The sequence below is a fragment of the Pseudomonas flavocrustae genome (genome assembly GCF_029872515.1).
GTDB classification, from domain to species: Bacteria; Pseudomonadota; Gammaproteobacteria; order Pseudomonadales; family Pseudomonadaceae; genus Chryseomonas; species Chryseomonas aestiva.
The window spans coordinates 485693-508986 of record NZ_JAPDIQ010000003.1 but is presented as its reverse complement, the minus strand read 5'-3'; the positions used below and the strand labels follow the sequence as shown (position 1 = coordinate 508986).

General features: G+C 68.4%; 17 protein-coding genes. 8 read left to right on the top strand and 9 right to left on the bottom strand.

Annotation, left to right across the window (positions count from 1 at the left end; translation table 11 throughout):
* Window positions 1-2: 2 nt before the first annotated feature.
* The gene (locus OMP44_RS10275) at window positions 3-968 is read right to left on the bottom strand and encodes an alpha/beta hydrolase (RefSeq protein ID WP_280307637.1); all 966 of its coding nucleotides are present in this window, start codon (window positions 966-968) and stop codon (window positions 3-5) included.
* Window positions 969-1243: 275 nt separating this feature from the next.
* On the opposite strand from OMP44_RS10275, the gene OMP44_RS10270 reads away from it, so the two are divergent.
* Both OMP44_RS10270 and OMP44_RS10265 read left to right on the top strand, forming a co-directional pair.
* Window positions 1244-2236, top strand: coding sequence for a helix-turn-helix transcriptional regulator (locus OMP44_RS10270; RefSeq protein WP_280307636.1), 993 nt, complete (start codon window positions 1244-1246; stop codon window positions 2234-2236).
* Window positions 2237-2343: 107 nt separating this feature from the next.
* A complete protein-coding gene (locus OMP44_RS10265; RefSeq protein ID WP_187981364.1) occupies window positions 2344-3258 on the top strand; it encodes a SphA family protein in 915 nt (304 codons plus the stop codon).
* Window positions 3259-3267: 9 nt separating this feature from the next.
* On the opposite strand, the gene OMP44_RS10260 is transcribed toward OMP44_RS10265, so the two are convergent.
* Entirely contained in the window at window positions 3268-6189 is a 2922-nt protein-coding gene (locus tag OMP44_RS10260) for a PAS domain-containing hybrid sensor histidine kinase/response regulator (RefSeq protein WP_280307635.1), read from the bottom strand.
* A gap of 394 nt (window positions 6190-6583) precedes the next feature.
* On the opposite strand from OMP44_RS10260, the gene OMP44_RS10255 reads away from it, so the two are divergent.
* Window positions 6584-7900, top strand: coding sequence for an APC family permease (locus tag OMP44_RS10255; RefSeq protein ID WP_431312630.1), 1317 nt, complete (start codon window positions 6584-6586; stop codon window positions 7898-7900).
* Here OMP44_RS10255 and OMP44_RS10250 read toward each other — a convergent pair.
* Window positions 7897-10983 (bottom strand): ATP-binding protein, encoded by a 3087-nt coding sequence (locus OMP44_RS10250; RefSeq protein ID WP_280307633.1) that lies wholly within the window; start codon window positions 10981-10983, stop codon window positions 7897-7899. The two genes, OMP44_RS10255 and OMP44_RS10250, sit on opposite strands and share 4 nt — an antisense overlap.
* A 225-nt stretch (window positions 10984-11208) precedes the next feature.
* Between OMP44_RS10250 and OMP44_RS10245 the strand changes: the two genes are divergently transcribed.
* A complete protein-coding gene (locus OMP44_RS10245) occupies window positions 11209-12828 on the top strand; it encodes a methyl-accepting chemotaxis protein (protein ID WP_280307631.1) in 1620 nt (539 codons plus the stop codon).
* Between the two features lie 144 nt (window positions 12829-12972).
* Entirely contained in the window at window positions 12973-13281 is a 309-nt protein-coding gene (locus OMP44_RS10240; protein ID WP_280307630.1) for a hypothetical protein, read from the top strand.
* On the opposite strand, the gene OMP44_RS10235 is transcribed toward OMP44_RS10240, so the two are convergent.
* Entirely contained in the window at window positions 13278-14198 is a 921-nt protein-coding gene (locus OMP44_RS10235; protein WP_280307629.1) for a sensor domain-containing diguanylate cyclase, read from the bottom strand. The genes OMP44_RS10240 and OMP44_RS10235 overlap by 4 nt on opposite strands.
* Window positions 14199-14466: 268 nt before the next feature.
* On the opposite strand from OMP44_RS10235, the gene OMP44_RS10230 reads away from it, so the two are divergent.
* From OMP44_RS10230 to OMP44_RS10220, 3 genes are all read left to right on the top strand, one after another.
* A complete protein-coding gene (locus tag OMP44_RS10230; RefSeq protein WP_280307628.1) occupies window positions 14467-15939 on the top strand; it encodes an iron-containing redox enzyme family protein in 1473 nt (490 codons plus the stop codon).
* Window positions 15940-16009: 70 nt separating this feature from the next.
* Window positions 16010-16972 (top strand): methyltransferase, encoded by a 963-nt coding sequence (locus OMP44_RS10225; protein ID WP_280307742.1) that lies wholly within the window; start codon window positions 16010-16012, stop codon window positions 16970-16972.
* 64 nt (window positions 16973-17036) lie between these two features.
* Window positions 17037-17615, top strand: a complete 579-nt coding sequence (locus OMP44_RS10220; RefSeq protein ID WP_280307627.1) for a glutathione S-transferase family protein — start codon at window positions 17037-17039, stop codon at window positions 17613-17615.
* A gap of 47 nt (window positions 17616-17662) precedes the next feature.
* Here OMP44_RS10220 and OMP44_RS10215 read toward each other — a convergent pair whose 3' ends face one another.
* The 5 genes from OMP44_RS10215 to OMP44_RS10195 are packed head-to-tail and all read right to left on the bottom strand — an operon-like array spanning window position 17663 to window position 22931.
* Entirely contained in the window at window positions 17663-18727 is a 1065-nt protein-coding gene (locus OMP44_RS10215) for a 2,3-butanediol dehydrogenase (RefSeq protein ID WP_280307626.1), read from the bottom strand.
* A gap of 12 nt (window positions 18728-18739) precedes the next feature.
* A complete protein-coding gene (locus OMP44_RS10210) occupies window positions 18740-19861 on the bottom strand; it encodes an acetoin dehydrogenase dihydrolipoyllysine-residue acetyltransferase subunit (RefSeq protein WP_280307625.1) in 1122 nt (373 codons plus the stop codon).
* Window positions 19858-20877, bottom strand: coding sequence for an alpha-ketoacid dehydrogenase subunit beta (locus tag OMP44_RS10205; protein WP_187979445.1), 1020 nt, complete (start codon window positions 20875-20877; stop codon window positions 19858-19860). The genes OMP44_RS10210 and OMP44_RS10205 overlap by 4 nt, the downstream gene beginning before the upstream one ends.
* 25 nt (window positions 20878-20902) lie before the next feature.
* Complete coding sequence (locus OMP44_RS10200; protein ID WP_133860739.1) at window positions 20903-21880, bottom strand: thiamine pyrophosphate-dependent dehydrogenase E1 component subunit alpha; 978 nt, start codon at window positions 21878-21880, stop codon at window positions 20903-20905.
* Window position 21881: 1 nt separating this feature from the next.
* Window positions 21882-22931, bottom strand: coding sequence for an ATP-NAD kinase family protein (locus OMP44_RS10195; RefSeq protein ID WP_273862069.1), 1050 nt, complete (start codon window positions 22929-22931; stop codon window positions 21882-21884).
* Between the last annotated feature and the right edge of the window lie 363 nt (window positions 22932-23294).

Here is a 23294-nt window from a genome sequence, read left to right as displayed (position 1 = left end):
ACTCAGGCCTCCTGCTGCAGCTGCTCGCGCAGGAAGGCGTTCATCCGCTCCAGCGTCCAGCGCACACCTGGCAGCACCCCGAGCATCTCGATGAAGCCGTGGATCATGCCCGGCAGCTCGTGGTACTCCACGGCGTTGCCGGCACCGATCAGCGCCTGGGCATAGAGGCGCGCATCGTCGCGCAGGGCGTCGCATTCGGCGCCGAAGATCAGCGCCGGCGGCAGGTCGGCGTGGGAAGGGGCATAGAGCGGCGACACGCGGGGGTCGCGTGTGTCCACGTCGCGCAGATACATCCCGGAGAAGTAATCCATCATCGGTCGGGTCAGCGGCGGGACCTCGGCATTCTCGATACGCGAGGGGTGATTCCAGGCTTCGGGGGTGTTGTCGACGCCGGGATAGATCAGCACCTGGGCCTTGAGCCTGAGCGGTCCCTCGCGCAGGTGCAGCGCGGCCATGGCCGCCAGGCCGCCGCCAGCGCTGTCGCCGGCTACGGCGACGCGGTCGAGATCGAGGTGCAAGGCGCTGCCGGCCTCGGCCAGCCAGTGCAGGGCGGCCAGCACATCGTCGGGGCTCGCCGGGGCCGGATGCTCGGGGGCGAGGGCATAGTGCACCGCCAGCACCGCATGGCCGGTACCCAGGGCGATCTGGCGACAGAGCGAGTCATGGCTGTCCAGGTCGCCGATCACCCAGCCACCGCCGTGCAGATAGACCACCAGCGGGCGGGGTCGATCGTCTTCCGCATAGGGGCGGTACAGGCGCAGCGGGATGGGACCGAGCGGACCGGGCGCGTTGAACTCGTCCACCCGCGTCACCGCTGCCGGCGGCAGGCCGAGGGCGTGATTCAGCTGCACATAGGCGGCGCGCGCCTGCTCCGGGGTGAGGCTGTCCAGCGGCGGCTGCGGGTGGGCGGCCAGCTGCGCCAGCAGGCCGGCAACCTCGGGAGTGAGGCGCGCGAAGACGTCGGGCATGGGGCTTCTCCTGTGGTCCCGGGCGCCAGGATGGACGCCGGGTCGCCGCCAGCCTCGCCGGAGCGCTCGGGTGGGTCTATCGATCAGATGAACGATGGCGGCGGGCATTGGACCCCGGTTCGCGCGCGGCCGTTGCGCGGACGCGCGGGTGAGGGCGGCCTATCCTGCATCTGAACGATAGGCGCGCCGCAGCGGTACGGTAGACTCGGACCCAAGCCAGGCCCCGTCAGGGGGCCGGCATCCTACCCAAAGACAATCAAAACAATGGGGGTAGCATGGATCAGTCAGCCGTCGTTTCCTGCAGCGTGCCCAGCGCGGTGGTCGCTCGCTTCAGCCAGGTCGTCCTGGCGCTGCAAGCCCGCCTGCGTGGCGGGGCCATCACCGAATTCCATGCCCAGGCCCTGGAGCAGCTGCAGTGCCTGGTCGCCTTCGACAAGGCCTGGTGGGGAAATTCCGCCTGGCGCGACGGCGCCCCCGTGGCGCACAGCACCTTCCTGCTGGGGCTGCCGCGCAGCTATACCCGGGAATGGGATGCCCTCAAGGCCGACGACCGCGCCCTGGGCGACCTGCATCAGGAGCAGGGCCGCTGTCAGCTGTTCGATTGCCGGGACCAGACGGCCGCGCCGGCCCTGGCCGCCCTGGGGCAGCGGTATGGCCTGGCCCATGGCCTGCGCATCGTGCTCACCGACGACCAGACCCGCCTGGGCGTGCACCTCACGCTGTTCCGCGAAGATCCCGCCACGCCTTTCACCGCGCTGGAATGCCAGCTGGTGGAATGGCTGATGCCCCACCTGCTGCATGCCGAGCGCGAGAGTTGCCTGCGCACCCTGGCGACCCTGAGAGACAGCCAGGGCAGCTTCGACGAAACGGCCCTGGCGGTGTGCGATCGCTATGGCGTGCTGCTGTCCATGGAGCCCGGCTTCGCCGCCCTGCTGGCGGGGGAATGGGAGGGCTGGCACGGCAATCGCCTGCCGCCCGCCTGTGATCCCCAGGGCACCTACCAGGGCCGCACCCTGCAGCTCGATGCCCAGCCGCTGGGCGATCTGCTGCTGCTCAAGGCGCGCCGGCGCAGTTCGGCGGAGCGCCTCAGCGCCCGTGAACTGGAAGTGGCCCAGTGCTTCGCCCTCGGCCAGACCTACAAGGAAGTCGCCCGCAACCTGGGCATGGCGCCGGCCACGGTCCGCCATCACCTGAGGCGCATCTACGAGAAGCTCGGCGTCAACCGCAAGGCGCAGATCGCGCAACAGGTCGCCGCCGCGCCGGACTGATCCTCCCCTGATCCCTATGCCAAGACCGGGCGCTCACGCACCCGGTGAGGCCTCGCTCGCCCGCTCGAATGCCCCGGAGGAATCCCGCCATGCCGTCTTTGCCCGGAATGCTGACCCGCGCCGCCGTCCTGTCGCTCGCCGCACTGGCCGCCACCACCCATGCCACCGAAAAGGGCATGCCGACCACCGCGGCCGGGGTGCAGGACTTCGGCGCCGGCTTCATGCCGCCGTCGACGCCCGTCGGCACCTTCGGCATGCGCTTCAGCGACTACCAGGCACGGGTGATCAAGGACAGCCATGGCAAGGACGATGGCAACGATTTCAACATCAATGTCCTGGCCATCGGCCTGGCCTACCTGCGCATGACCGACCAGCAGCTGTTCGGTGCGCGCTACGGTTTCGGTGCGGTCTCGGTGTTCTTTCGCATGGACGCCGATCTCGGCATCAACGCCGGTGGGCAGCGGGTGTTCAGCGACAGCGCCGAGCTATTCCGTCCCGCCGACCTGCAGCTGATTCCGCTGATCCTCGCCTGGGAGCCGGCGCCCGGCGTCGGCATCAACACCCAGCTGTCGATCCAGGCGCCGACCGGCGACTACGACAAGAATCGGCTGGTCAGCCCCGGGACCAACCACTGGACGGTCTCGCCGATCCTCAACGCCAGCTACATCAGCCCGAGCGGACTGGAGCTGTCGTCCAGCTTCCAGGTCGACATCAATGCGCGCAACGCGGCCACCGACTATCGCAGCGGGGTGGAGTATCGCCACGAATTCGCCGTCGGCCAGCATTTCGGCCCCTGGACCGCGGGGCTGGGCGGCTACTACTACCGCCAGCTCAGCGACGACGACGCTCCCGGCCTGACCCGCGGCAACCGTGCCCGGACGCTGGCGCTGGGGCCGGCGCTCAGCTTCTTCGATCCCTCCTCGGGATTGCCGGCCATCTGGCTGCACGCCTACAAGGAATTCGAGACGCGCAACCGGGCCGAGGGCTATACCGTGGCGCTGAAAATCGGCGCCAGCTTCTAGGGCGGCATGCTAGACGCCTAGCATCTCGCGTACCCGGGCCGCCAGGGTGTCCATGGCAAAGGGCTTGGTGAGGATTTCCATGCCCGGGTCCAGATGCCCGTTGCCGATGGCGGCATTCTCGGCATAGCCGGTGATGAACAGCGTCTTCAGGCCCGGACGCGACTGGCGCCCCGCTTCAGCCATCTGCCGACCGTTCATGCCGCCGGGCAGGCCGACGTCGGTGATCAGCAGGTCGAGCGACACGTCCGATTGCAGGATCTTCAGGCCGGTGAGGCTGTCGGCCGCTTCGATCACCGCATAACCGAGGTCTTCGAGGATATCCACGACCAGCATCCGCACCGTCGGTTCGTCGTCGACGATGAGCACCGTTTCGCCCTGGGTGCTGCCGGCCACCTCCCGGCGCGCGGTCAGGCCTTCGTCGGTCGGCGCCTCGCCCAGGTAGCGCGGCAGATAGATGCACAGCGTGGTGCCCTGGTTGATCTCGGAGTAGAGCCGTACCTGGCCGCCGGACTGGCGCGCGAAGCCATAGATCATCGACAGGCCCAGACCGGTGCCCTGGCCGATGGGCTTGGTGGTGAAGAAGGGCTCGAACACCCGGGCCGCGACCTCCGGCGCGATGCCCACCCCGGTATCCGTCACGCACAGCGACAGGTACTGACCTTCCGGTAGATCCTGGGCGCGGGCGCTCTCGCGATCCATCCAGCGGTTGGCGGTCTCGATGGTGATGCGACCGCCCTCGGGCATGGCGTCGCGGGCATTGATGCACAGATTGAGCAGTGAATTCTCCAGCTGGCTGGGGTCCACCAGGGCCGGCCAGAGGCCCGCGGCGCCGACGGTCTCCACCTGGATGCCAGGACCCACGGTGCGCTGGATGAGTTCGGTGAGGCCATCGATCAGCTGGTTGACGTCCACCGGCCGCGGCGCCAGGGTCTGGCGCCGGGAAAAGGCCAGCAGCCGGTGGGTGAGGGCGGCGGCGCGCTTGGCCGCGCCCTGGGCGGCGATCAGATAGCGATCGAGTTCGCGCAACCGCCCCTGGGCGATGCGCGTCTCCATCAGTTCCAGGGCACCGGAGATACCCGCCAGCAGGTTGTTGAAATCGTGGGCGAGACCGCCGGTGAGCTGGCCGACCGCTTCCATCTTCTGCGACTGACGCAGCTTTTCCTCGGCCTGCATCAGTTCGGCCGAGCGTTCGGCCACCCGGATTTCCAGGGTCTCGTTGAGGGTACGCAAGGCGGCCAGCGCCTTGTCCCGTTCGGCTTCGATCGCCCGCCGCTCCTCGACGTCGATGAGCACCCCGGGAAAACGCAGCGGGGTGCCGTCGGCAGCGTGATCGACCCGGCCATTGGCCTCGATCCAGTAGTAGTTGCCGTCGGCGCGCCGTACCCGGTACTGGTGGGCGAAGGGACCGCTCTGGGCGATTACCCCGTCGATGGCGTGGGCGAGACCGCCCTTGTCGTCGGGATGGACGTTGGTCACCACCTGGGCCAGGCTCAGACCTTCGCGACCCAGGCGCGGATCGAGACCGAAGACCGTGGCGAAGGCTTCGTCCACGGTAAAGCGGTCGGTGGGCAGGTCCCAGTGCCAGGTGCCGATGATGGCGCCGGCGGACAACGCCAGCTGTACCCGCTCGATGTTTTCCCGCGCCAGGGCCTCGCTGATGCGCAGCCGTTCCTCGGCGTTGCGCCGCTCGGTCACGTCGCTGAAGAGGATGGCGATCTGGCGCTCGTCGGGATCGCCCACCCGTACGGCGCGGACATCGAACCAGCGTTCGAAGGTGTTGGCGTAGTTCTCGAAGGTCGCCGGCTCGCCGGTCTTGGCCACGTGGCCATAGGTATCGAACCAGAACTGCTCCAGGTTGGGGGCGAATTCGGTCACCCACTTGCCACGCAGGTTGACCCCGGCCTGGCGTTCGAAGGCCGGGTTGGCTTCCAGGAAGCGATAGTCGATGGGCTTGTCGTCGGCGTCGAACTTGACCTGGACGATGGCGAAGGCCGAACCGATGGTCTCGATGATGGCGCGAAAGCGTTCCTCGCTCTTGCGCAGGGCGGTCTCGGCCGTCTGCAGCTGGCTCATGTCCAGCAGGGCGCCGATCATCCGCAGCGGGCGACCGTAGCTGTCGCGGATCACCCGACCGCGGTCGAACACCAGCGCATAGGAGCCATCAGCGCGCTGGAAGCGGTATTCATCGGTCCAGACCAGGCCGTCGCCGTCGATCACCGCGTGGATGGAGGCCGCGATACGGGTGCGATCGTCCGGGTGGATCCGGTCCAGCCACCAGTCGCTGGTCGATTCGACCGCGGTGGGGGTGTGACCATAGGCCGTGTGCAGCGCCTCGTTCCAGAGCACCGCCCCGGAGGCGAAGTCCCAGTCCCAGATGGCATCGTTGGTGGCTTCGGCGACCAGGCGATAGCGTTCCTGGGTTTCCTTGAGCGCAAGGCCCGCCAGGTGTTCTTCGGTGCGGTCACGCAGGATCTTGACGAAGCCGAGGGGCTCGTCGTCGTCATCGTTCAGCGCCATCATCTCGCCGGAAGCCCAGAAGCGCTGCCCGTCCTGGCGCAGGTGCCGGCGCTCGTCGATGGCGCTGCCGTCGCGCAGGGCCTTGGCCATCTCGTACTCGGCACGACGGTTGGCACGGTCCTCCGGGGTGAAGAAACGCGAGGCATCCTGGCCGATCATTTCCTGGGCGGTCCAGCCCATGACCTGCTCGGCACCGGGATTCCAGTCGGTAATGAGCCCCTCGGAGTCGCAGACCACGATGGCGAACTGGGTGGTGCTCTCCAGCACGGCGCGGCTGCGTGCCTTGCTGGGCCGGCGGATGGCGCCGGTCGGGGCCACGGCGCGGTCCTCGGTGGACCGCAGGGCGGCGCGCAAACGCAGGACTTCGGCTTCGAGTTCCTCGCGCGTCAGCGTTGCCAGGGGTGCCTCACTCATCTTGCAGGGGATCCTCGGGAAAAAGGGGTCTGAGCATCGTTCGACCACGAAAGCGGCAGAGTGTGGCGGCCTCGTGCGACGCAGGATAGGCCTTGCCGCTGATCGGCAGGCTGGGCGGAAGGAACGGCCCGGCTACTGCCCGTATTGCGGCTGCGACCAAGCGAAGCGGCCAGGGCGTAGAGGTCGCCGGGATAGAGCGGGGCAGGGGAGGCGGCCGACGGCAGCGGCTGGCACGCGGCTGTTGGGTGGCGCTGAGGAAACGACCCCTTGCGCCAGGGGAGGAGCGATGGCACCTCGGAACCCGCTTGCCGTCGGCGACCTCTACGAAAGCAAGCGGCGGCCCTTGGGATCGCCAGAATCCTTCCCGAACGGACCGCGCAGGAGCACTTCGAGCATGACCATGGAATCCTCCCCTGCAACCGCGACGCTCAAACGCGCCATCACCCTGCCCATGCTGCTGTTCTTCATCCTCGGCGACGTCCTGGGTGCGGGTGTCTATGCCTTGGCGGGTACCATCGCCGGGCGGGTTGGCGGCGCCATCTGGGCGCCCTTGCTAGTTGCCTTGCTGTTCGCCCTCCTGACCGCGGCGTCCTATGCCGAGCTGGTCACCAAGTACCCCAGGGCGGGGGGCGCGGCGGTGTTCGCCGAGAGAGCCTTCGGGCGGCCCTGGCTGTCCTTCCTGGTGGGCTTCTCGATGCTGGCCGCCGGGGTTACCAGTGCCGCAGGGTTGGCGGTGGCCTTTGCCGGTGGCTATCTACAGGCACTGGTGCCCTGGCCCGCCAGTTGGGTCTGCCTGGCCTTCCTAGTGCTCATCGGCCTGCTCAACGCCCGGGGCATCAGGGAATCGCTGTCGGTCAATCTGGTGATGACCCTGATCGAGCTGTCAGGCCTGGTGATCGTCGTCGCGGCGGCGGCCTGGTTCGTCGTCCAGGGACAGGGCGAGCCGGCGCGGCTACTGGAAGTGGATGCGCCCTCGGCCACCGTGGCCATCCTCGGTGCCTCGCTGCTGGCCTTCTATTCCTTCGTCGGCTTCGAGACCTCGGCCAATCTGGCGGAGGAAGTGCGTGACGTCAGCCGCGTCTATCCGCGAGCGCTGTTTGGCGCTCTGGTCATCGCCGGCATCGTTTACATGCTGGTGGGCGCCGGCGCCGCCCTGGTGCTGCCGGTCGACCAGCTCAAGGCGTCGGGCGCACCGCTGATGGACGTGCTCGGTGCCTCGGGCCTGGGGGTGCCGACCCGGGTGTTCGCCGTCATCGCCCTCATCGCCGTGGCCAACGGCGCACTGCTGACCATGATCATGGCCAGCCGCCTGGCCTATGGCATGGCCCGCCAGGGCCTGCTGCCGCCGGTGCTCGGCCGGGTGCTGCCACGGCGACAGACCCCCGGGATCGCCATCCTCGCCACCACCGCGGTGGCCATCGCCCTGACCTATACCAGTACCCTGGATGTGCTGGCCGAAACCGTGGTGCTACTGCTCCTGGTGGTGTTCATCAGCACCAACCTGGCGGTGCTGGTGCTCAAGCGCGACCGGGTCGAGCATGCGCATTTCCGCGTCCACTGGCTCTTTCCGGTACTGGCCCTGGGCTCCTGTGCGCTGCTGCTGGCCCAGCAGGGCGCCGCGACCTGGTGGCGCGCCGGGCTGATGCTGCTGGTGGGTGTGGCGCTCTATGGGCTGACGCGGCTGGCCGGTTCGCGCCGGGTCAACGCCTAGGCGCCCACCAGGGCGTAGAGGGTCCGCATGTCGGCCGGCTTGGTCAGGTGATGATCGAAGCCGGCCGCCAGGGCCTCGGCCTGGTCCTGGGGCTGGCCCCAGCCGGTCATGGCGATCAGCCTGACCCCCTGGCCGGCCGGGGTCGCGCGGATCGCCCGGGCCAGCTGGTGACCGGTCAGGCCGGGCATGCCGATGTCGGAGATGACGATCTCGGGGCCATAGCTCTGGAACAGTGTCAGGGCTTGCTGGCCATCGTAGGCGACCCGCACTTCGTGGCCATCCAGCTCGAGGAGTTCGGCGATGGTGTCGGCGATGTCGGGGTTGTCGTCGGCGACCAGGATCCGGCGAGTGGCGGACGCTGCCGAGGCGGCGGCCACGGTCTCCAGCGCGCTGGTGGGTGGCGCCACCGTCAGCGGCAGGCTCACGGTGAAGCGGCTGCCCTGACCCAGGCCGGCGCTGGTCACGGTGATGTCGCCACCCTGCAACCGCGCCAGTTCGCGGGAAAGGGCCAGGCCGATGCCCAGCCCGGGCGAGCGCTCGGTAAGGCGCGGATCGAGCTGGCCGAACATCTGGAACAGGTCCGCCAGGCGCTCGGGGGCGATGCCGATGCCGTTGTCGGCGATGTCTACCCGCACCTCGGTCTCGCTCGCCTGCACGGCGAGGGTGATCCGGCCTCCTGCCTGGGTGTAACGGGCGGCGTTGCCCAGCAGATTGATGAAGATCTGCTCCAGGCGCAGCGGATCGGCATGCAGCCAGAGGGGCGCCTCAGGCAAGTGCAGCGCGAAGGTCTGGCGCTTCTCCTGCATGGGCGCCAGGGTCGCCTCGGCGGCGGCCTGGAGTACCGTCTGCAGGGTGACGACGGCGTTGTGCAGGGTGATGCGGCCAAAGGTGATGCGCGAGATGTCCAGCAGATCGTTGAGCAGGGCGCCCATGCGTTCCACCTGTCGCTCGATGGTCTGGCAACTGCGCCGCTGCTGTTCGGCCGAGGCCTGGGGCGCGGCGATCAGCGCCGCCGCCTGGCGAATGGGGGCCAGCGGATTGCGCAATTCATGGGCCAGCACGGCGAGGAATTCGTCCTTTTGCCGGTCGTTGTCGTGCAGCTGTTGCTCCTGGCGCTTGCGCTCGCTGATGTCGAGAAACCAGACCGCCACGTTGCCGTCGAAGGGCGTGGCGCTGATCTGCAGCCAGCAACTGGCGCCGCTGGCATCGGCACCTTGCACTTCCACGGACCAGGCCGCCTCACCGGCCTGGTGCTCCGCACAGAGCTGCAGGATCCGCGCACTGGCCCAGGGCAGGCGGGCGTTCGCAGCGCTGCCGTCGAGGTCCAGGGTGGTGGCGCCGATGGGGTTGAGATAGTCCCAGTTGAAGGCACCCGCGGCAGCGGGCACGGCGATGCCGAAGGAGACCTGGGAGCTTTCCAGGGCCACCCGCAACCGGCGTTGCGAACGCAGGGCGGCCTCCTGGATGCGGGCGCGGTCGATCACCAGCACCGCCTTGGAGGCGCACAGGTCGGCCAGGCGCTGCTGGCGCGGCGTGGGTTCCCGGGCTTCCGGCAGGTGGACGGTGATGGCGCCGAGCGTGCCGTGCAGGGTACTGCGCAGGGGCACGGCATGCAGGGCGGCGAAGCCCAGGCGCTGGCCCAGGGCGGCCAGGGCGGCGAACTCGGGTGCGGCCGCCAGCGCCGGCACCACCACCCGGGCATCGCTGCGCAGCGCGGCGGCACAGGCGCTTTCCGCCAGCGGCAGGGTGGCCAGCTGCGCCTGATCTTCCGCCGAGAAACCGGCCGCGAAATACAGCTGCGGCGGCTTGTCGTCTTCCAGTAGCGAGACGCAGCCCAGGGACGTCTGGTGGAAGCGACAGAGGACCGCGAGGATCTCCTGCAATTGCTGCGGCAGCGAGGGCAACTGCAGCAGACGATGATTGAGCCGCTGCAGGACCTCCAGATCGGCGACCTGCAGTTGCAGCTGCTCCTGGCTCAGTTGCAGGTTGCGCAGGTAGTCGTCGCGTTCCTCTTCGATCAGCCGGCGGGCTTCGGCCGCGGTCAGCAGCGCTTCGCCCACCTGGCGGATCTCCAGCACGTCGCTGTCGGGCAGCACCGGCGGCAGGCGCTGCCCCAGCGCCTGGGCGGCCTCTTGCAGTGCCTGCACCGGCCGGCTGATCCGCCGCGACAGCAGCAGGGCCATCGCCCAGGCGAAGACCACCGACAGCACCAGGCCGCCGCCATAGAGCGCGAAGGAGCGATTGGCGGCTGCGGCCACCTCTTCGGTGGGGATCGCCGTGGTCACGGTCCAGCCGGAATCGGGCAGGCGCACGAAGGCCGTATAGACCTCGTGACCTTCCCGGGTACGGGCGGTACCGACGCCTTCTTCGCCGGGCTGGGCCAGGATCTCGGCCAGAGCTGGCAGGGCCGGCTCGCCCAGGCTCTCCTCGTGCAGGCTGGTACGGGCGACGCGCAGGCCATGGCGATCGAATACCGAGCCCACCCAGTCCTTGGGCAGGGCGCGGGCCATGCGCGCCGCGCGGATGCTCTCCGGTGTCATCACCGCGGTCAGCACGAAATTCAGCCGACCTTCGCGCAGCACCGGGACCCGGATCGGAAAGGCCAGCAGCCCGGCGGGTCCGCGGCCCAGTTGCCCGATCACCGGCCGGCGCTGGGCGAGCACCTCGGCAAAGCTGTCCGGTTCGGCGAGAGGACCGCCTGCGGGCCGGTTGACGCTCGATATCCGCCGGACGACCTCGCCCTCCGGCGTGGCGAGCAGCACCGTTCGCCAACCTGGCACCAGCGGCAGGATGCGCCCGACCAGGGTGTCGAAATCGCTCAGGTCACCCGTCCGCAACAGGGGCGACTCGGCCAATGCCTGGAGAATGGTCACCGAGCGGCGCAATTCGCTTTCGATGGTGGTGGCCGCCTGGCGGCTGGACTCCAGGGCTCGCTGTTCGGCTTCGTGCTGCTGGTGTTGGACGAGCAGCCAGAGCCCCAGGCCGGCCACCAGCGCCAGGGGCACGATTCCGGCGAAGGCGATGGCCAGCAGGCGATTGCGCAAGGGGACCAGACGCGCAGGGCGAAGCTTCGTCGGCGGCATGGGGATTTCGATTGAGGAAAAGGCTCATTCTAGCCCGACTGCGCATGGCAATTGGCCAGGGCGGCGGCTGCTCGTCAGCTTGCTGCATCGTCCTGGAGCCCGCGTCGGCTCTAGCCTGCAGCTCCTGGTGGGTGCGCCGTCGATCGCCGATGGGTGGCTATTCAGCCAGTGACGGTAGCGCCGACCAGAAGGGGTGAACATGCCTTTCCTGCCTGGAGTCGCGCCATGCGTACCCTGAAATTGTCGGCCCGCTCGGCCGTGTGCTTTGCCGCCGTTACCCTGTTGCTGCTGGTGCTGGCGGCCACCTCGGCCGTGGGCCTCAACGCGCTGTACAAAGCCGAGCAGGATGTCGAGACCAACTGGATGGCCAGCATCGCCCAGACGGCGAAGATAGACTCCCTCGTGCTCAGGCTGCGTCTGGAAACCCTGCGCATGGTGGCCTCTGAAGACGAGCAGATGAAGCAGACCGCCGCGGCGACCATCGCCCAGGCGCGCGGCCATCTGCAGCAGGAGGTGGCGGCCTACCAGGCCCTGGTGGCTTCACCTGAGGAGCAGCGGTTGGCCGATGCCGTGTCCGCCGGCGCCAAGGCCTACGATGCGCGCCTCGACGAGATCGTCACCCTCGCCCGGACCCGTCCGGCCAGCGAAGGGACCGCCTACGTCAATGCCAACATCCGGCCGCTGACCAACGACCTGCAAGAGAAGATCGTGGCCCTGGCGGACTTCAACCAGCGCGGCGCCAAGCAGGCCGGCGAACTGGCGACCCAGACCTACAGCCATAACCTCTGGCTACTCGGGATCATTTCCGCCGTGGCCGTGGTGCTCACCGTGGTGCTGGCCACGCTCTATACCCGCAGCATCCTGCAGCCGCTGCGCCAGGTGCTGGCCGTCAACCGCCGCATTGCCGAGGGTGATCTGCGGGTCGCGGCCCAGGCCGACGGCCGCGACGAGATGGCCGACCTGATGCGCGCCACGGTGCAGATGCAGCAGACCCTGCGCGACACCGTCAGCCACATCGGCGAAGCCTCGACGCAGCTGGCTTCCGCCGCCGAAGAGATGAACGCCGTGACCGAAGAGGGCAGCCGTGGGCTGCAACGGCAGAACAGCGAAGTGGAGCAGGCGGCTACCGCGGTCAACGAGATGACCGCCGCCGTCGAGGAGGTGGCGCGCAACGCCGCCTCGGCCTCGACGTCCGCGCAACAGTCGGAGCGCTCGACCGGTCTGGGCGCGGCTCGCGTCACCGAGACCGTCAACGCCATCCAGTCGCTGACCGGCACCGTGTCCCATACCAGCGAGCAGATCGTCGCCCTGGCCGGGCAGGCGCAAGGCATCGCCACCGTGGTCGACGTGATCCGCGGCATCGCCGAGCAGACCAACCTGCTGGCGCTGAACGCCGCCATCGAGGCCGCCCGGGCTGGCGAGCAGGGCCGTGGCTTCGCCGTGGTCGCCGACGAGGTGCGGGCCCTGGCCCACCGGACCCAGGAATCCACCCGCGAGATCGAGCAGATGATCGGCGGCATCCAGAGTGGTTCGGAAGGCGCTGTCCAGGCCATGCAACGCAGCCGCGACGAGGCTACCGCCACCTTGAAGATCGCCAACGAAGCGGGCGCGGCCCTGGAGGAGATCGCCCGCTCCATCACCGAGATCAACGAGCGCAATTTCCTCATCGCCACGGCCTCGGAAGAGCAGGCCCAGGTCGCCCGGTCGGTGGACCAGAATCTGGTCAGCATCCGCGACCTGTCGATCCAGACCTCGGCCGGGGCGCACCAGACCGCCGCCGCCGCCCATGAGGTCTCGCGCCTGGCGGTGGACATGAATCGCCTGGTCGGCCGCTTCTCGGTCTGATCCGACTGAACGGTGGTGAAAGGCCCTGCCGAGCGCTCCTCGGCAGGGCCTTTGCATTTCTGGCATGCGGGCAGGGGATCAATGGACGGGAACCCGCCTGGGGGCCCAGTGGGTCTGCAGCCCACTACTCCAGGAGAGATGGCCATGTACCTCGTCCAGTTGCTGCTACCCCTGAACGACAATGACGGCCAGCGCCTGTCCGGGGCGCTGTTCCAGGAGGTGCGCGAGGAACTGGTCGCGCGCTTCGGCGGGCTGACCGCCTTCAGCCGGGCCCCGGTGGAGGGCCTGTGCCAGGACGAGGCGCAGTGCGTCGAGGACGACGAGCTGCTGGTCTACGAGGTCATGACCGAGGCCCTGGATCGAGCCTGGTGGGAAGGCTATCGGCACCGTCTGGAAAAGGCCTTTCGCCAGCGCGAGATCATGATCCGCGCCCAGCCGACGGAGCGGCTCTAGCCGTCCGCCAGCACCACCCGGGCCCGCCCGGCGCGCTTGGCCTGGTACAGGGCGCCATCGGCGCGGCGGATCAGTTCGTGGACGTTGAGGCTGCCGGCGGTGCCGTGGGCGATGCCGATTGAGGAGGTGGTCGCCAGGCGGATGTCCTGCAGCGTCCAGGGCTCCTGCAGGGCCAGGCAGAGGCGCTCGGCCAGTGCCAGGGCGGTGGTGGCGGAGGTGTCGCGCAGGAAGACGATGAATTCGTCTCCACCGATCCGCCCGAGCAGATCGTCCGGGCGCAGGCAGGCGCTGACCCGGGTGACGAAGGCCACCAGCAGCCGATCTCCCACCTCGTGGCCGAATTCGTCGTTGATCGCCTTGAACCTGTCCAGGTCGAGGTAGAACAGGGCGCACTCCGCCTGGGGGGAGGCGACCGCCAGGTGACCGACGATCTGGTCGAGGATGCTGCGTCGATTGGGGATGCCGGTCAGGGCATCCAGGTAGGCCAGGGACTTGAAGCGTCTTTCGCTGTCCTGCAGGGCGGTCTCCGCCAGTTTGCGCTCGGTGACATTGCGACTGACGATGGTCAGCAGCTGGCGTCCGCCCTGGGCATCGAAGTGAGGCGTCTTGATCACTTCCCAGGTATTGATGCGTCCATCCGGCCCCATGAAGGACTTCTCGATCTGCGTGGCCACACCATTGCGCCAGGCGCGCTCGTCGGTCTCGATGTTATAGGCGAAGGCCTGGGCATGATCCGGAAACAGCTCGATCAATTCGGCATCGGTGATGCCCACGTAGTCGAAGCCGAGCATGGCGTAGGCCTCGAGCACGATGCGATTGACGAATAACCAGCGCCCGCGGCCATCCTTGGCGATGATGAATTCCTGGATCGAATCGAGGAGGGCGCGCAGATCGACATCGGAATCGGCAGGAGACATGGGCAGGGCCTGGCAGTCGCGTGGGTTTTCAGGCTATCGGCCCGCCAGCCTGGAAAATGAGGCCCTTCATCAGGTCACCCGTCGCCTGGCGCGGACCGGCGACAGGCGCAGTGGCGCGGAGCGGCTGCCGACGAATGGCAGCGGTCGCCAGGTACTGCCTTTGACGGCCGCAAGCGGAGCGGCACCGTTCCGGCGCGGGCTCGGCCAGGAACCAAGGCCTTTTCCGCGGGCCGAACGAGGTATTCATCAGCTGCCAGATGTGCCCTTCATGCAGACCACGACAAGAGCCGTTACCGGCCAGTACGCCGCCTCGAACCCGCTCAACCTGCAACCGGCCCGATCGCTCTATCAGGAATTGCTGGTGGAGCAGCCGGGCGTCAGGACGCAGGAAAGGGCTCGACGCTTTCTCGACGACCAGCTGCAGGCGGTATCTGGCATGACCGCCGACCTGCCGGAAGACCCCGAGGGCCTGGAAGCCTGGGTGCTGGAGAACAACGCCCGGGTCGGCGCCCGGTACCAGGACTACCTGGCGGCCCGCAAGGCTGGTGCGCCGCGCCGCTACTTCGGCAGCAAGGCCCATGCGCTGTACTTCCTGCGTGGCGTGGCGCCTACCAAGCTGGTGGATGGCGCCTGGCTCTATGGCACGCTCGCCCACTGGGATGACCTGCGCTATCGGGCGGCCATCCAGATCTATCTGGAAGAACTGGGCGACGGCCAGCCGGACAAGAACCATGTGGTGCTCTATCGCAAGCTGCTGGCCAGTCACGGCTGCGAAGATTTCTTGCAGCTGAGCGACGAGCACTATGTCCAGGGCGCGATTCAGCTGGCCCTGGCCCATAACGCCGATCACTACCTGCCCGAGGTGCTCGGCTTCAATCTGGGTTACGAGCAGTTGCCGTTGCACCTGTTGATCACCTCTTACGAGCTCAACGAGCTGGGTATCGACCCCTATTACTTCACGCTGCATGTAACGGTCGACAATGCCGGCACCGGTCATGCGCGCAAGGCGCTGCAGGCGGTGCACGACGCCATGCCGGCCGAGGGCCGCGCCGCCTTCTACCAGCGCGTGGTGCAGGGCTACCTGCTCAATGAACTGGGCGCTGGTACCACCTCGGTGATCGGCAGCTTCGATCTGGAGCAGGCGGTGATCGAGGTGCTGGCGGAGAAGAGCACGGTTGGCCGCTATGTACATTCGGACTATTGCCGCATCGGTGGCCGCAGCGTCAGCGACTGGCTATGCGCTCCGGCGCAGATTCCCGACTTCCTCCGGGTGATGCAGGAGCAGGGCTGGATCAAGCGTCACGAGGACCCGGTCAACAGCCGCTTCTGGCGGCTGATCCAGGGCGAGCGTGCCGAGATGTTTGGCGTCTTCACCGCCTACGAGCAGCAGTTGATCCATGACTGGATCGCCGGTGACTTCGTGCACAGTGGGGCCCGGAACCCGGCTGCCACCGAGCGGGTGGCGGTGTTGCCGCGGCGCGAGGTGAGCTTTCGCGCTCGCCAGCGTCAGCAGGAGCGCCTGTGTCCGGCGCTGGAAGCCGAGCAGGGTACGGCGGCCAATGCCAGCAAGGCCCAGGCGAGCGACTTCGATCGTGATGAGGTCGCGCTGGAGCAGCGGCTGGCGAGCCAGCCCAGTCGCGCGGCCGCCATGGCGCTGCTGGTGGAGCAGCTGTCACCGGCGCGCCATCACAGCCGTGCCGGCCTGCTGGCGACGCGGCTGTTCGTCTCCCTGTTGGACTGACCCCTATTCAAGGACCCGCGAGGGTCCTTTTTCATTTCGACTGTCATTGAAGGAACCACCCGTGACGGCCATGGAACATCCCGAACGCACCGCGACCAGCCCTGCCGCGGCCGCTGCCCTGAAACTGCTGATCGAAACGCTGCGCGCAGCGGACTATCACTTCATCACGCCCACCCCGGCCTCCCACGCGCGGGTCAATGCCCGGCCAGGCAACGCCTGGGCGCGGGATCTGCAGGGCATCTTCGGCTGGAGCCGGCCGTTTTCCCCCGAGCTGCTGCCCGGTTCTCTGGTCGCCATACTGGCGGCCGCCGAGCTGCTGACCGCGGTGCCGAGTGGCTGGCGCAGCCGGGTGCGGGTGTCGAGCCTGGGCGACCAGTTGTTCGTGCATTCCGCCTATCCCACCGAGGACGCCGATGCGGTGTTCTTTGGCCCCGACACCTATCGCTATGCCAATGCCCTGGAAGCCCAGCTGCGCTTCGAGACCGGTGACATCCGCCGCGCCGTGGACATCGGCAGCGGTGCCGGTCCCGGCGCCATCCTGGTCGCCCTGGCGCGGCCCGATGCCGAGGTGCTGGCGGTGGACATCAACGAGCGCGCCCTGGCCCTGACCCGGACCAACGCCGAGCTGGCCGGGGCCGACAATGTCAGCGCGTGCTATAGCAACCTACTGAACGATGTGGTGGGCGACTTCGATTTCATCCTGTCCAATCCGCCCTATCTGGTCGATCCCGGCGAGCGTGCCTATCGCCATGGTGGCGGTCCCCTGGGGGCCGGTCTGTCCCTGGCCATCCTGGACACGGCGCTGCAGCGCCTGGCGCCGGGCGGTACCCTGCTGCTCTATACCGGCGTTGCCATGGTCGATGGCCGTGATCCATTCCTCGAAGAAGTCCGCACCCGCCTGGATGGCCAGGACGTGGCCTGGCGCTATCGCGAGGTGGATCCGGATGTCTTCGGCGAGGAGCTGGAGAGCGGCGTCTATGCCCATACCGATCGTATCGCCGCCGTGGTCCTTACGGTAACCCGGTCGCACTGAAGGCGTACGCCAACGGCTACACTGGCGGGCGCTGCTATTACCCGCCCGTGTCCCGGAGTCCGCCATGCAACTGCTGCTGAACCAGACCTCGCCCTATGCTCGCGCCGCGCGCGTCACCGCTTTGGAAGCCGGCTTTGGCGAGCGACTGGCGCTGGTGTGGAGCGACCCCTGGAACGAGGACGCGCAGCTGTTGGCCGCCAATCCGGCCAACAAGGTGCCGGTGCTGATCACCGATGAGGGTGTGACCCTCGGCGAGACTCTGCTGATCTGCATCCATTTGCACCAGCTGGGCGGCGGCAACCCGCTTGCGGCCGAACGCCTGCAATTGGCCGGCCTGGGCCAGGGCCTGATCGACGCCGCCTTCGGCACGGTGATCGCCCGCAAGCAGGGCGGTGCGGCCCAGGGTGAATCGGTGCTGGGCGCTCGCCGGCTGGCGGCCATCGGGCGCCTGCTGGCGCGCCTGGACCAGTCTTCCACCCTGGATGCAGAGGACCTTGATTTCAGCCACTACCTGGTAGCGGTCGGGCTCGACTACCTGAGCTTTCGGCTGCCGGAAATCGACTGGTCCGCGCACCCGCGGCTGGTGGCCTTTCACCAGCGGCTCCTGGCGCGTCCCAGCTTTGCCGCGACGAGCTTCCAGTAAGGCAAAAAGCCCCACGCGGCGGCCCCCGCCAACCGCGTGGGCAAGCCCTAGAGCTCGATCAGGATCTTCAGCTGGGTCCCGGCCTTGTCCAGCAAGGCTTCGAAGCCCTGTTCCACCACGTCGTCCAGCGCGATGTGGCGGGTCACGACCTTCTCGGCCGGCAGTTGGCCGCTGGCGATCAGGGCCGCCACCTGGGGCCACATCAGCGTCGAGTAGCACCAGGAGCCGCGCAGGTCGACGTCCTTGTAGGTCAGGGTGAAGCCATCCAGCGCCGGGGGCTTGCCCTGCATCCCCACCTGGACCACCACACCCTGGCGGCGGACCGCCTCCAGGCACAGCCCCAGCGGTGCCTCGGCGCCCACGCATTCGAAGGCCACATCTACCCCCACGCCCCCGGCGGTGCGGGCACGCACCTCGCGCAGCACATCGGTGCTGCCGGGATTCAGGGTGATGAGCCCCTCCACCAGGCGGTGGGCCATCTCCAGGCGGTTGTCGTTGAGGTCCACCAGGAAGATCCGCGTGGCACCCGCCGCGCGGGCAGCCATGACCTGCAGCTGGCCAATGGGTCCGGCACCGGCCACCAGCACGCTGTCGCCAGGCTTCACGCCGCCCCGGTGAGTGGCATAGACGGTCACCGCGGTGGGCTCGATCAGCGCCGCGTGCGCGGTGCTGAGATCGTCCGGCATGGGGACGGCGTTGTAGTCCTCCACCAGGGAGTACTCGGCCATGCCGCCCCAGGGATGGGACAGGCCGATGATGGCCAGTTGTTCGCTGAGCTGGTACTGGCCGCGACGACCGTAGTAGTCGTCCCGTGGCGAGACCATGGGCTGGATGGAGACCCGGTCACCGGGTTTCACCGACGTCACTTCGCTGCCCACGGCCTCCACCACGCCGGAATACTCATGGCCGAGGATCTGCGGCACCTGGCCGCCGGTGTAGCTGTGCGGCGCGGTGGGAATGAAGATGGGACCGCCGAGGTACTCGTGCAGGTCGGTGCCGCAGATGCCACAGAACTGGTTTTTCACCAGGACCTGGGTGGGGCCCGGCTCGCCGGGGGCTGGGACGTCTTCCACCCGGATGTCGCGGGCGGCATGGAAACGGGCTGCTTTCATCGTGAGGCTCCTCTAGCGTTCGCAGCGGGGCAGGAAGGCCTGGATCAGGGCATTGACCCGGTCCGCGGCCTCCATCTGCACCATATGGCCCTGGCCCTCCAGGATCTCGACCTGGACGGTTCTGGGCAGGCCTTCGGCATGCTGGACCGGAATGATGGCGTCGGCCTTGCCCCAGATCACCAGGGCGGGCAGATCGCCGTCGAGTGCCTGGCGCAGCACCTGGGCCTGCTGGCCATTGGGGAACAGTGTGCCGGCCAGTCGCTTCAGAGCCTGGTCCACCCCTTCCAGGCGCTTGTACTTGAGCAGGTCTTCCAGCAGTGGCCGGGTGACCAGCCCGGGATCGCTGAACAGCAGGCTGACCGGTCCCTTGAGCTGGTTGCGGCTGGTGGCGGCGACGAAGCCTTCCAGGTAGGCGCCATTGATGTCCCGGCCCAGTCCCGCACTGCCGATCAGGACCAGGCCGGCGACCCGCTGCGGCGCCGTCTGCGCCAGTTGCAGGGCCACGGCGCCACCCATGGAGTGGCCGACGAGCACGGCGCGGGGGATGTCCAGATGGTCGAGCAGAGCCAGCACGGCGGCGCCCAGCTCGGCGAGATCCGCCGTGGCGAGCGTCTTGCCGGACTGGCCGTGACCCGGGAGGTCCAGGGCGATCACCCGGCGCCCGGCGGCCAGCGCCTCGTGGTTGAACAGCCAGTTGTCCAGATCGCCGGAAAAGCCGTGGATCAGCACCAGCGGCAGGCCGCCTGCACCGCGCTCCAGATAGCGCAGCGGCCGGCCGTCGAGTTCGATGCGCTGGGCCTGGGGACCGGCATCGGCGGCGTCTTCGCCACCAGGCACGAACTCCTCCTGGAAGCGCGCGATCACCGCCTCGATCTCTTCGTCGCTGGCCTCGCCTTCCACCACGATGGCCAGCAGGGCGCCTACCGCAAGGGTCTCGTCCTCGCGGGCCAGGCAGCGGCGCAGGGTGCCGGAGAAGGGCGCCTCGACGCTGCTGCTGATCTTGTCGGTCTCGACATCGAGCACCTCGTCGCCCTTGGTGATGCTGTCGCCTTCGGTCTTGAGCCAGGCGTTGACCCGACCTTCGCTCATGGACAGGCCCCACTTGGGCATGGTCAGGGTATGGATCTGGCTCATGCGGCCTGCCTCCCTTGGGTGATCTTCAGTACGGCGCACTCGATCTTGGCCGCATCGGGGATATAGAGGTCTTCCAGCGCATCGGAGAAGGGCACCGGGGTGTGCGGCGCCGTGACCAGCTGTACCGGGGCGCGCAGGTCGTCGAAGGCGTGCTCGGCAAGCAGGGCGGCGATGTCGGTGGCCACCGAGCAGCGCGGATTGGCCTCGTCGATGACCACCGCGCGGCCGGTCTTCTCGACGCTTTCCAGGATGCTGTCGCGATCCAGCGGGCTGGTGGTACGCAGGTCCAGCACCTCGCAGGAGACGCCCTGGCGCGCCAGGTTGCTGGCGGCCTCCATGGCCAGGTGCACCATGCGGCCGTAGGTGATGAGGCTGACGTCGTCGCCCTCACGCAGGAAGCTGGCCTCGCCGAAGGGGATGGCGTAGGACTCCTCTGGCACCTCGCCCTGCATCCCGTAGAGCAGCTTGTGCTCGCAGAAGATCACCGGGTCATTGTCGCGGATGGCCTGGATCAGCAGGCCCTTGGCATCATAGGGGGTGGCCGGGCAGACCACCTTGAGGCCGGGGATATGGGTCCACCAGGAAGTGAGCATCTGCGAATGCTGGGCGGCGGCGCGGAGGCCCGCGCCGACCATGGTCCGCAGCACCAGCGGGGTGACCGCCTTGCCGCCGAACATGTAGCGGAATTTGGCCGCCTGATTGAGGATCTGGTCCAGGCAGCAGCCGGCGAAGTCGACGAACATCAGTTCGCATACCGGCCGGGTGCCGCGGGCGGCGGCGCCCACCGCCGCGCCGACGTAGCCGAGCTCCGACAGCGGGGTGTCCAGCACCCGCCCGGGAAATTTGTGGTAGAGGCCCTTGGTGACCCCGAGCACGCCGCCCCAGGCGTCCTGCTCGCCAGGCGCGCCCGCACCGCCGGCGTTGTCTTCGCCCATGAGGAAGACGGTGGGGTCGCGGCGCATCTCCTGTTCCAGGGCTTCGTTGATGGCTTGCTGGTAGCTGATCTTTCTGGCCATGGTGGCGCTCCTTGTTGTTTTCCGATCAGGCGTAGGTGACGTAGACGTCGGTGAGCAGGTCTTCCGGGCCGGGCTTGGGATCGGCCTTGGCCTTGCGCACGGCGTCTTCGATGAGCTGTTCCACCTCCTGGTCGATGCTGTCGAGCAGGGCGGGCTGGAGTTGGCCGGAGCGCGTCACCCGCTCGCGGAATTGCATCAGGCAGTCGCGCTGCTCCCGGGCCTGCTTGACCTCGTTGGGATCGCGATAGGTCTGGGCGTCGCCCTCGAAGTGGCCGAAGTAGCGGGTGAACTTCACCTCGATCAGCGAGGGGCCTTCGCCGGCCCGGGCGCGGGCCACGGCGGCCGCGGCGGCTTCATGGACGGCGAAGAAGTCGAAGCCGTCCACCGTCACCCCGGGCATGCCGAAGCCGGCTGCGCGATCGGCGATGTGGTCGCAGGCCACCGACCAGTTCGAGGCGGTGGCCTCGGCGTAGCCGTTGTTCTCGGCGACGAAGATGCACGGCAGATTCCACACCGAGGCCAGATTCATGGCCTCGAACACCGCACCCTCGTTGGAGCCGCCGTCACCGAAGAAGGCCACGGCAACGGCGTCGCTGCCCTTGAGCTTGGCGGCCAGGGCGGCGCCGGCGGCCAGCGGGGCGCCGGCCCCGACGATGCCGTTGGCACCGAGCATGCCCTTTTCCAGGTCGGCGATGTGCATGGAGCCACCCTTGCCCTGGCAGACCCCGGTCTTCTTGCCGTAGATCTCGGCCATCATGCCGTAGACGTCCACGCCCTTGGCGATGCAATGGCCGTGGCCGCGGTGGGTGGAGGCGATGCTGTCCTCGTGGCCCAGGTGGGCCATGACACCGGCGGCCGAGGCCTCCTCGCCGGCATAGAGGTGGACGAAGCCGGGAATCTCGCCGGTGGCGAATTCCACGTGCAGCCGCTCTTCGAAGACGCGGATGGTGCGCATCACCCGGTAGGCATGGCTCAGGTTTTCGACGCTTACGGTCTCGCTCATCTTATTGTTCTCCAGGATTGCCGAGGGCCGACGCGGGCAGGCGGCGGACCAGCAGGCGCTGCTGCGCCGCCAGCTCCAGTACCCGCTCCACGTCGATGCTCAGGGGGCCGTCGAGGTCCAGCGTCACCTGCGGACGCTCCTCGGGGCCGAATTCGATTTCCCGCTCGCCGTCCAGCGCCAGGGTGCCGGTGGCCAGCGACAGCATCCGGGGTTCGCCGGGCAGCAGCAGGCCACTGGCGGCGATGCCGGCCTGGGCCAGCACGCCGGGGGCGAGGGGAACGGTCAGTTGCGCCGGGGCTTCCGGCTCCAGTCGCACCCAGCCGCCATGGGGAGCGCTGCGCGCGACGGGGTGCCAGAGACCGCAGAGGGCCGACAGGCCGATGGCCCAGGGCTCGGCGAAAGTGGTGAAGACTTCCGCGAGATCCTCCACCCGGGTCACCGCGCGGGCACCGAGATAGGTCTGGCGACAGACCGCCACGTCCACCAGCGCCCAGTCGCGGATGTCGCGTTCCGGCACTTCCACCCGCAGCCGCTTGTTGCGCCGCAGCGCCAGGGCCGGGTCGATGCGGCCGCTCGCCACCAGGCCACCGGCCAGGCCGGCGCTGGTGGCCTCGCGCAATTCGGGAAAGGCATTGTTGGTGCCGGTGGACAGGGTCAGCAGCGGCAGGTCGCCCACCTCGGCGGCCACCGCCTTGTGGGTGCCGTCGCCGCCGAGCACGGCGATCACCGCCGCGCCCTGGGCCAGCAACAGCCGCGCGGCGCGCCGGGTGTCGTCCACGGTCTGGGTCAGCGGCAGGTTGAGAAACCTAAGCTCCGGCCAGCGCTGCTCGCGGGCCTGGCGACTGCCGCTGGCCTTGAGCACGGCGGCCGCGATGCCGGTCATGTCCGGCGGCAGCAGCACCCGCTCTACGCCGGTGGCGCCAAAGGCCGCCAGCAGGCGCATCACCACCCCGGCCTTGTCGGTGCTGGAGGTCAGGGCGGCGTTGCCGGTCAGCCGGCGCAGGTCACGGCCCGAGGCCGGGTTGGGCAGGATGCCGACGGTTACGGGCATGGCTGAGCTCCGAGGCACGGGCCGGTGGTCAGGGCAGCCGTGCGGTGATGCCAGGGTGCGCTCATGGGTCTGGCCCTCTTGTCGTTGTGATAGGCGCCTCGCAGAGCCCTGAGCAAGGCCGGTGCCAAACCGTGATGAATCCGCTGCAGTGCAGGCAAGGCGCGGGTTTGAATGGAGGCGACTGGTCGTAGGAGGGGCGACTCCGCGCGCCGGGGCGTCTCACGCCTGCGACGGGAGGGCGAGACGCTGAGACGATTCGTCTCACGACGCGGCGGACTTGAAGGCCGGGGCCAGGGGGCGCTAAATGAAGGGCAGAACAATGACCGGCCTTCCATGCCATGACCGGAATTCAGGGAGAGACGT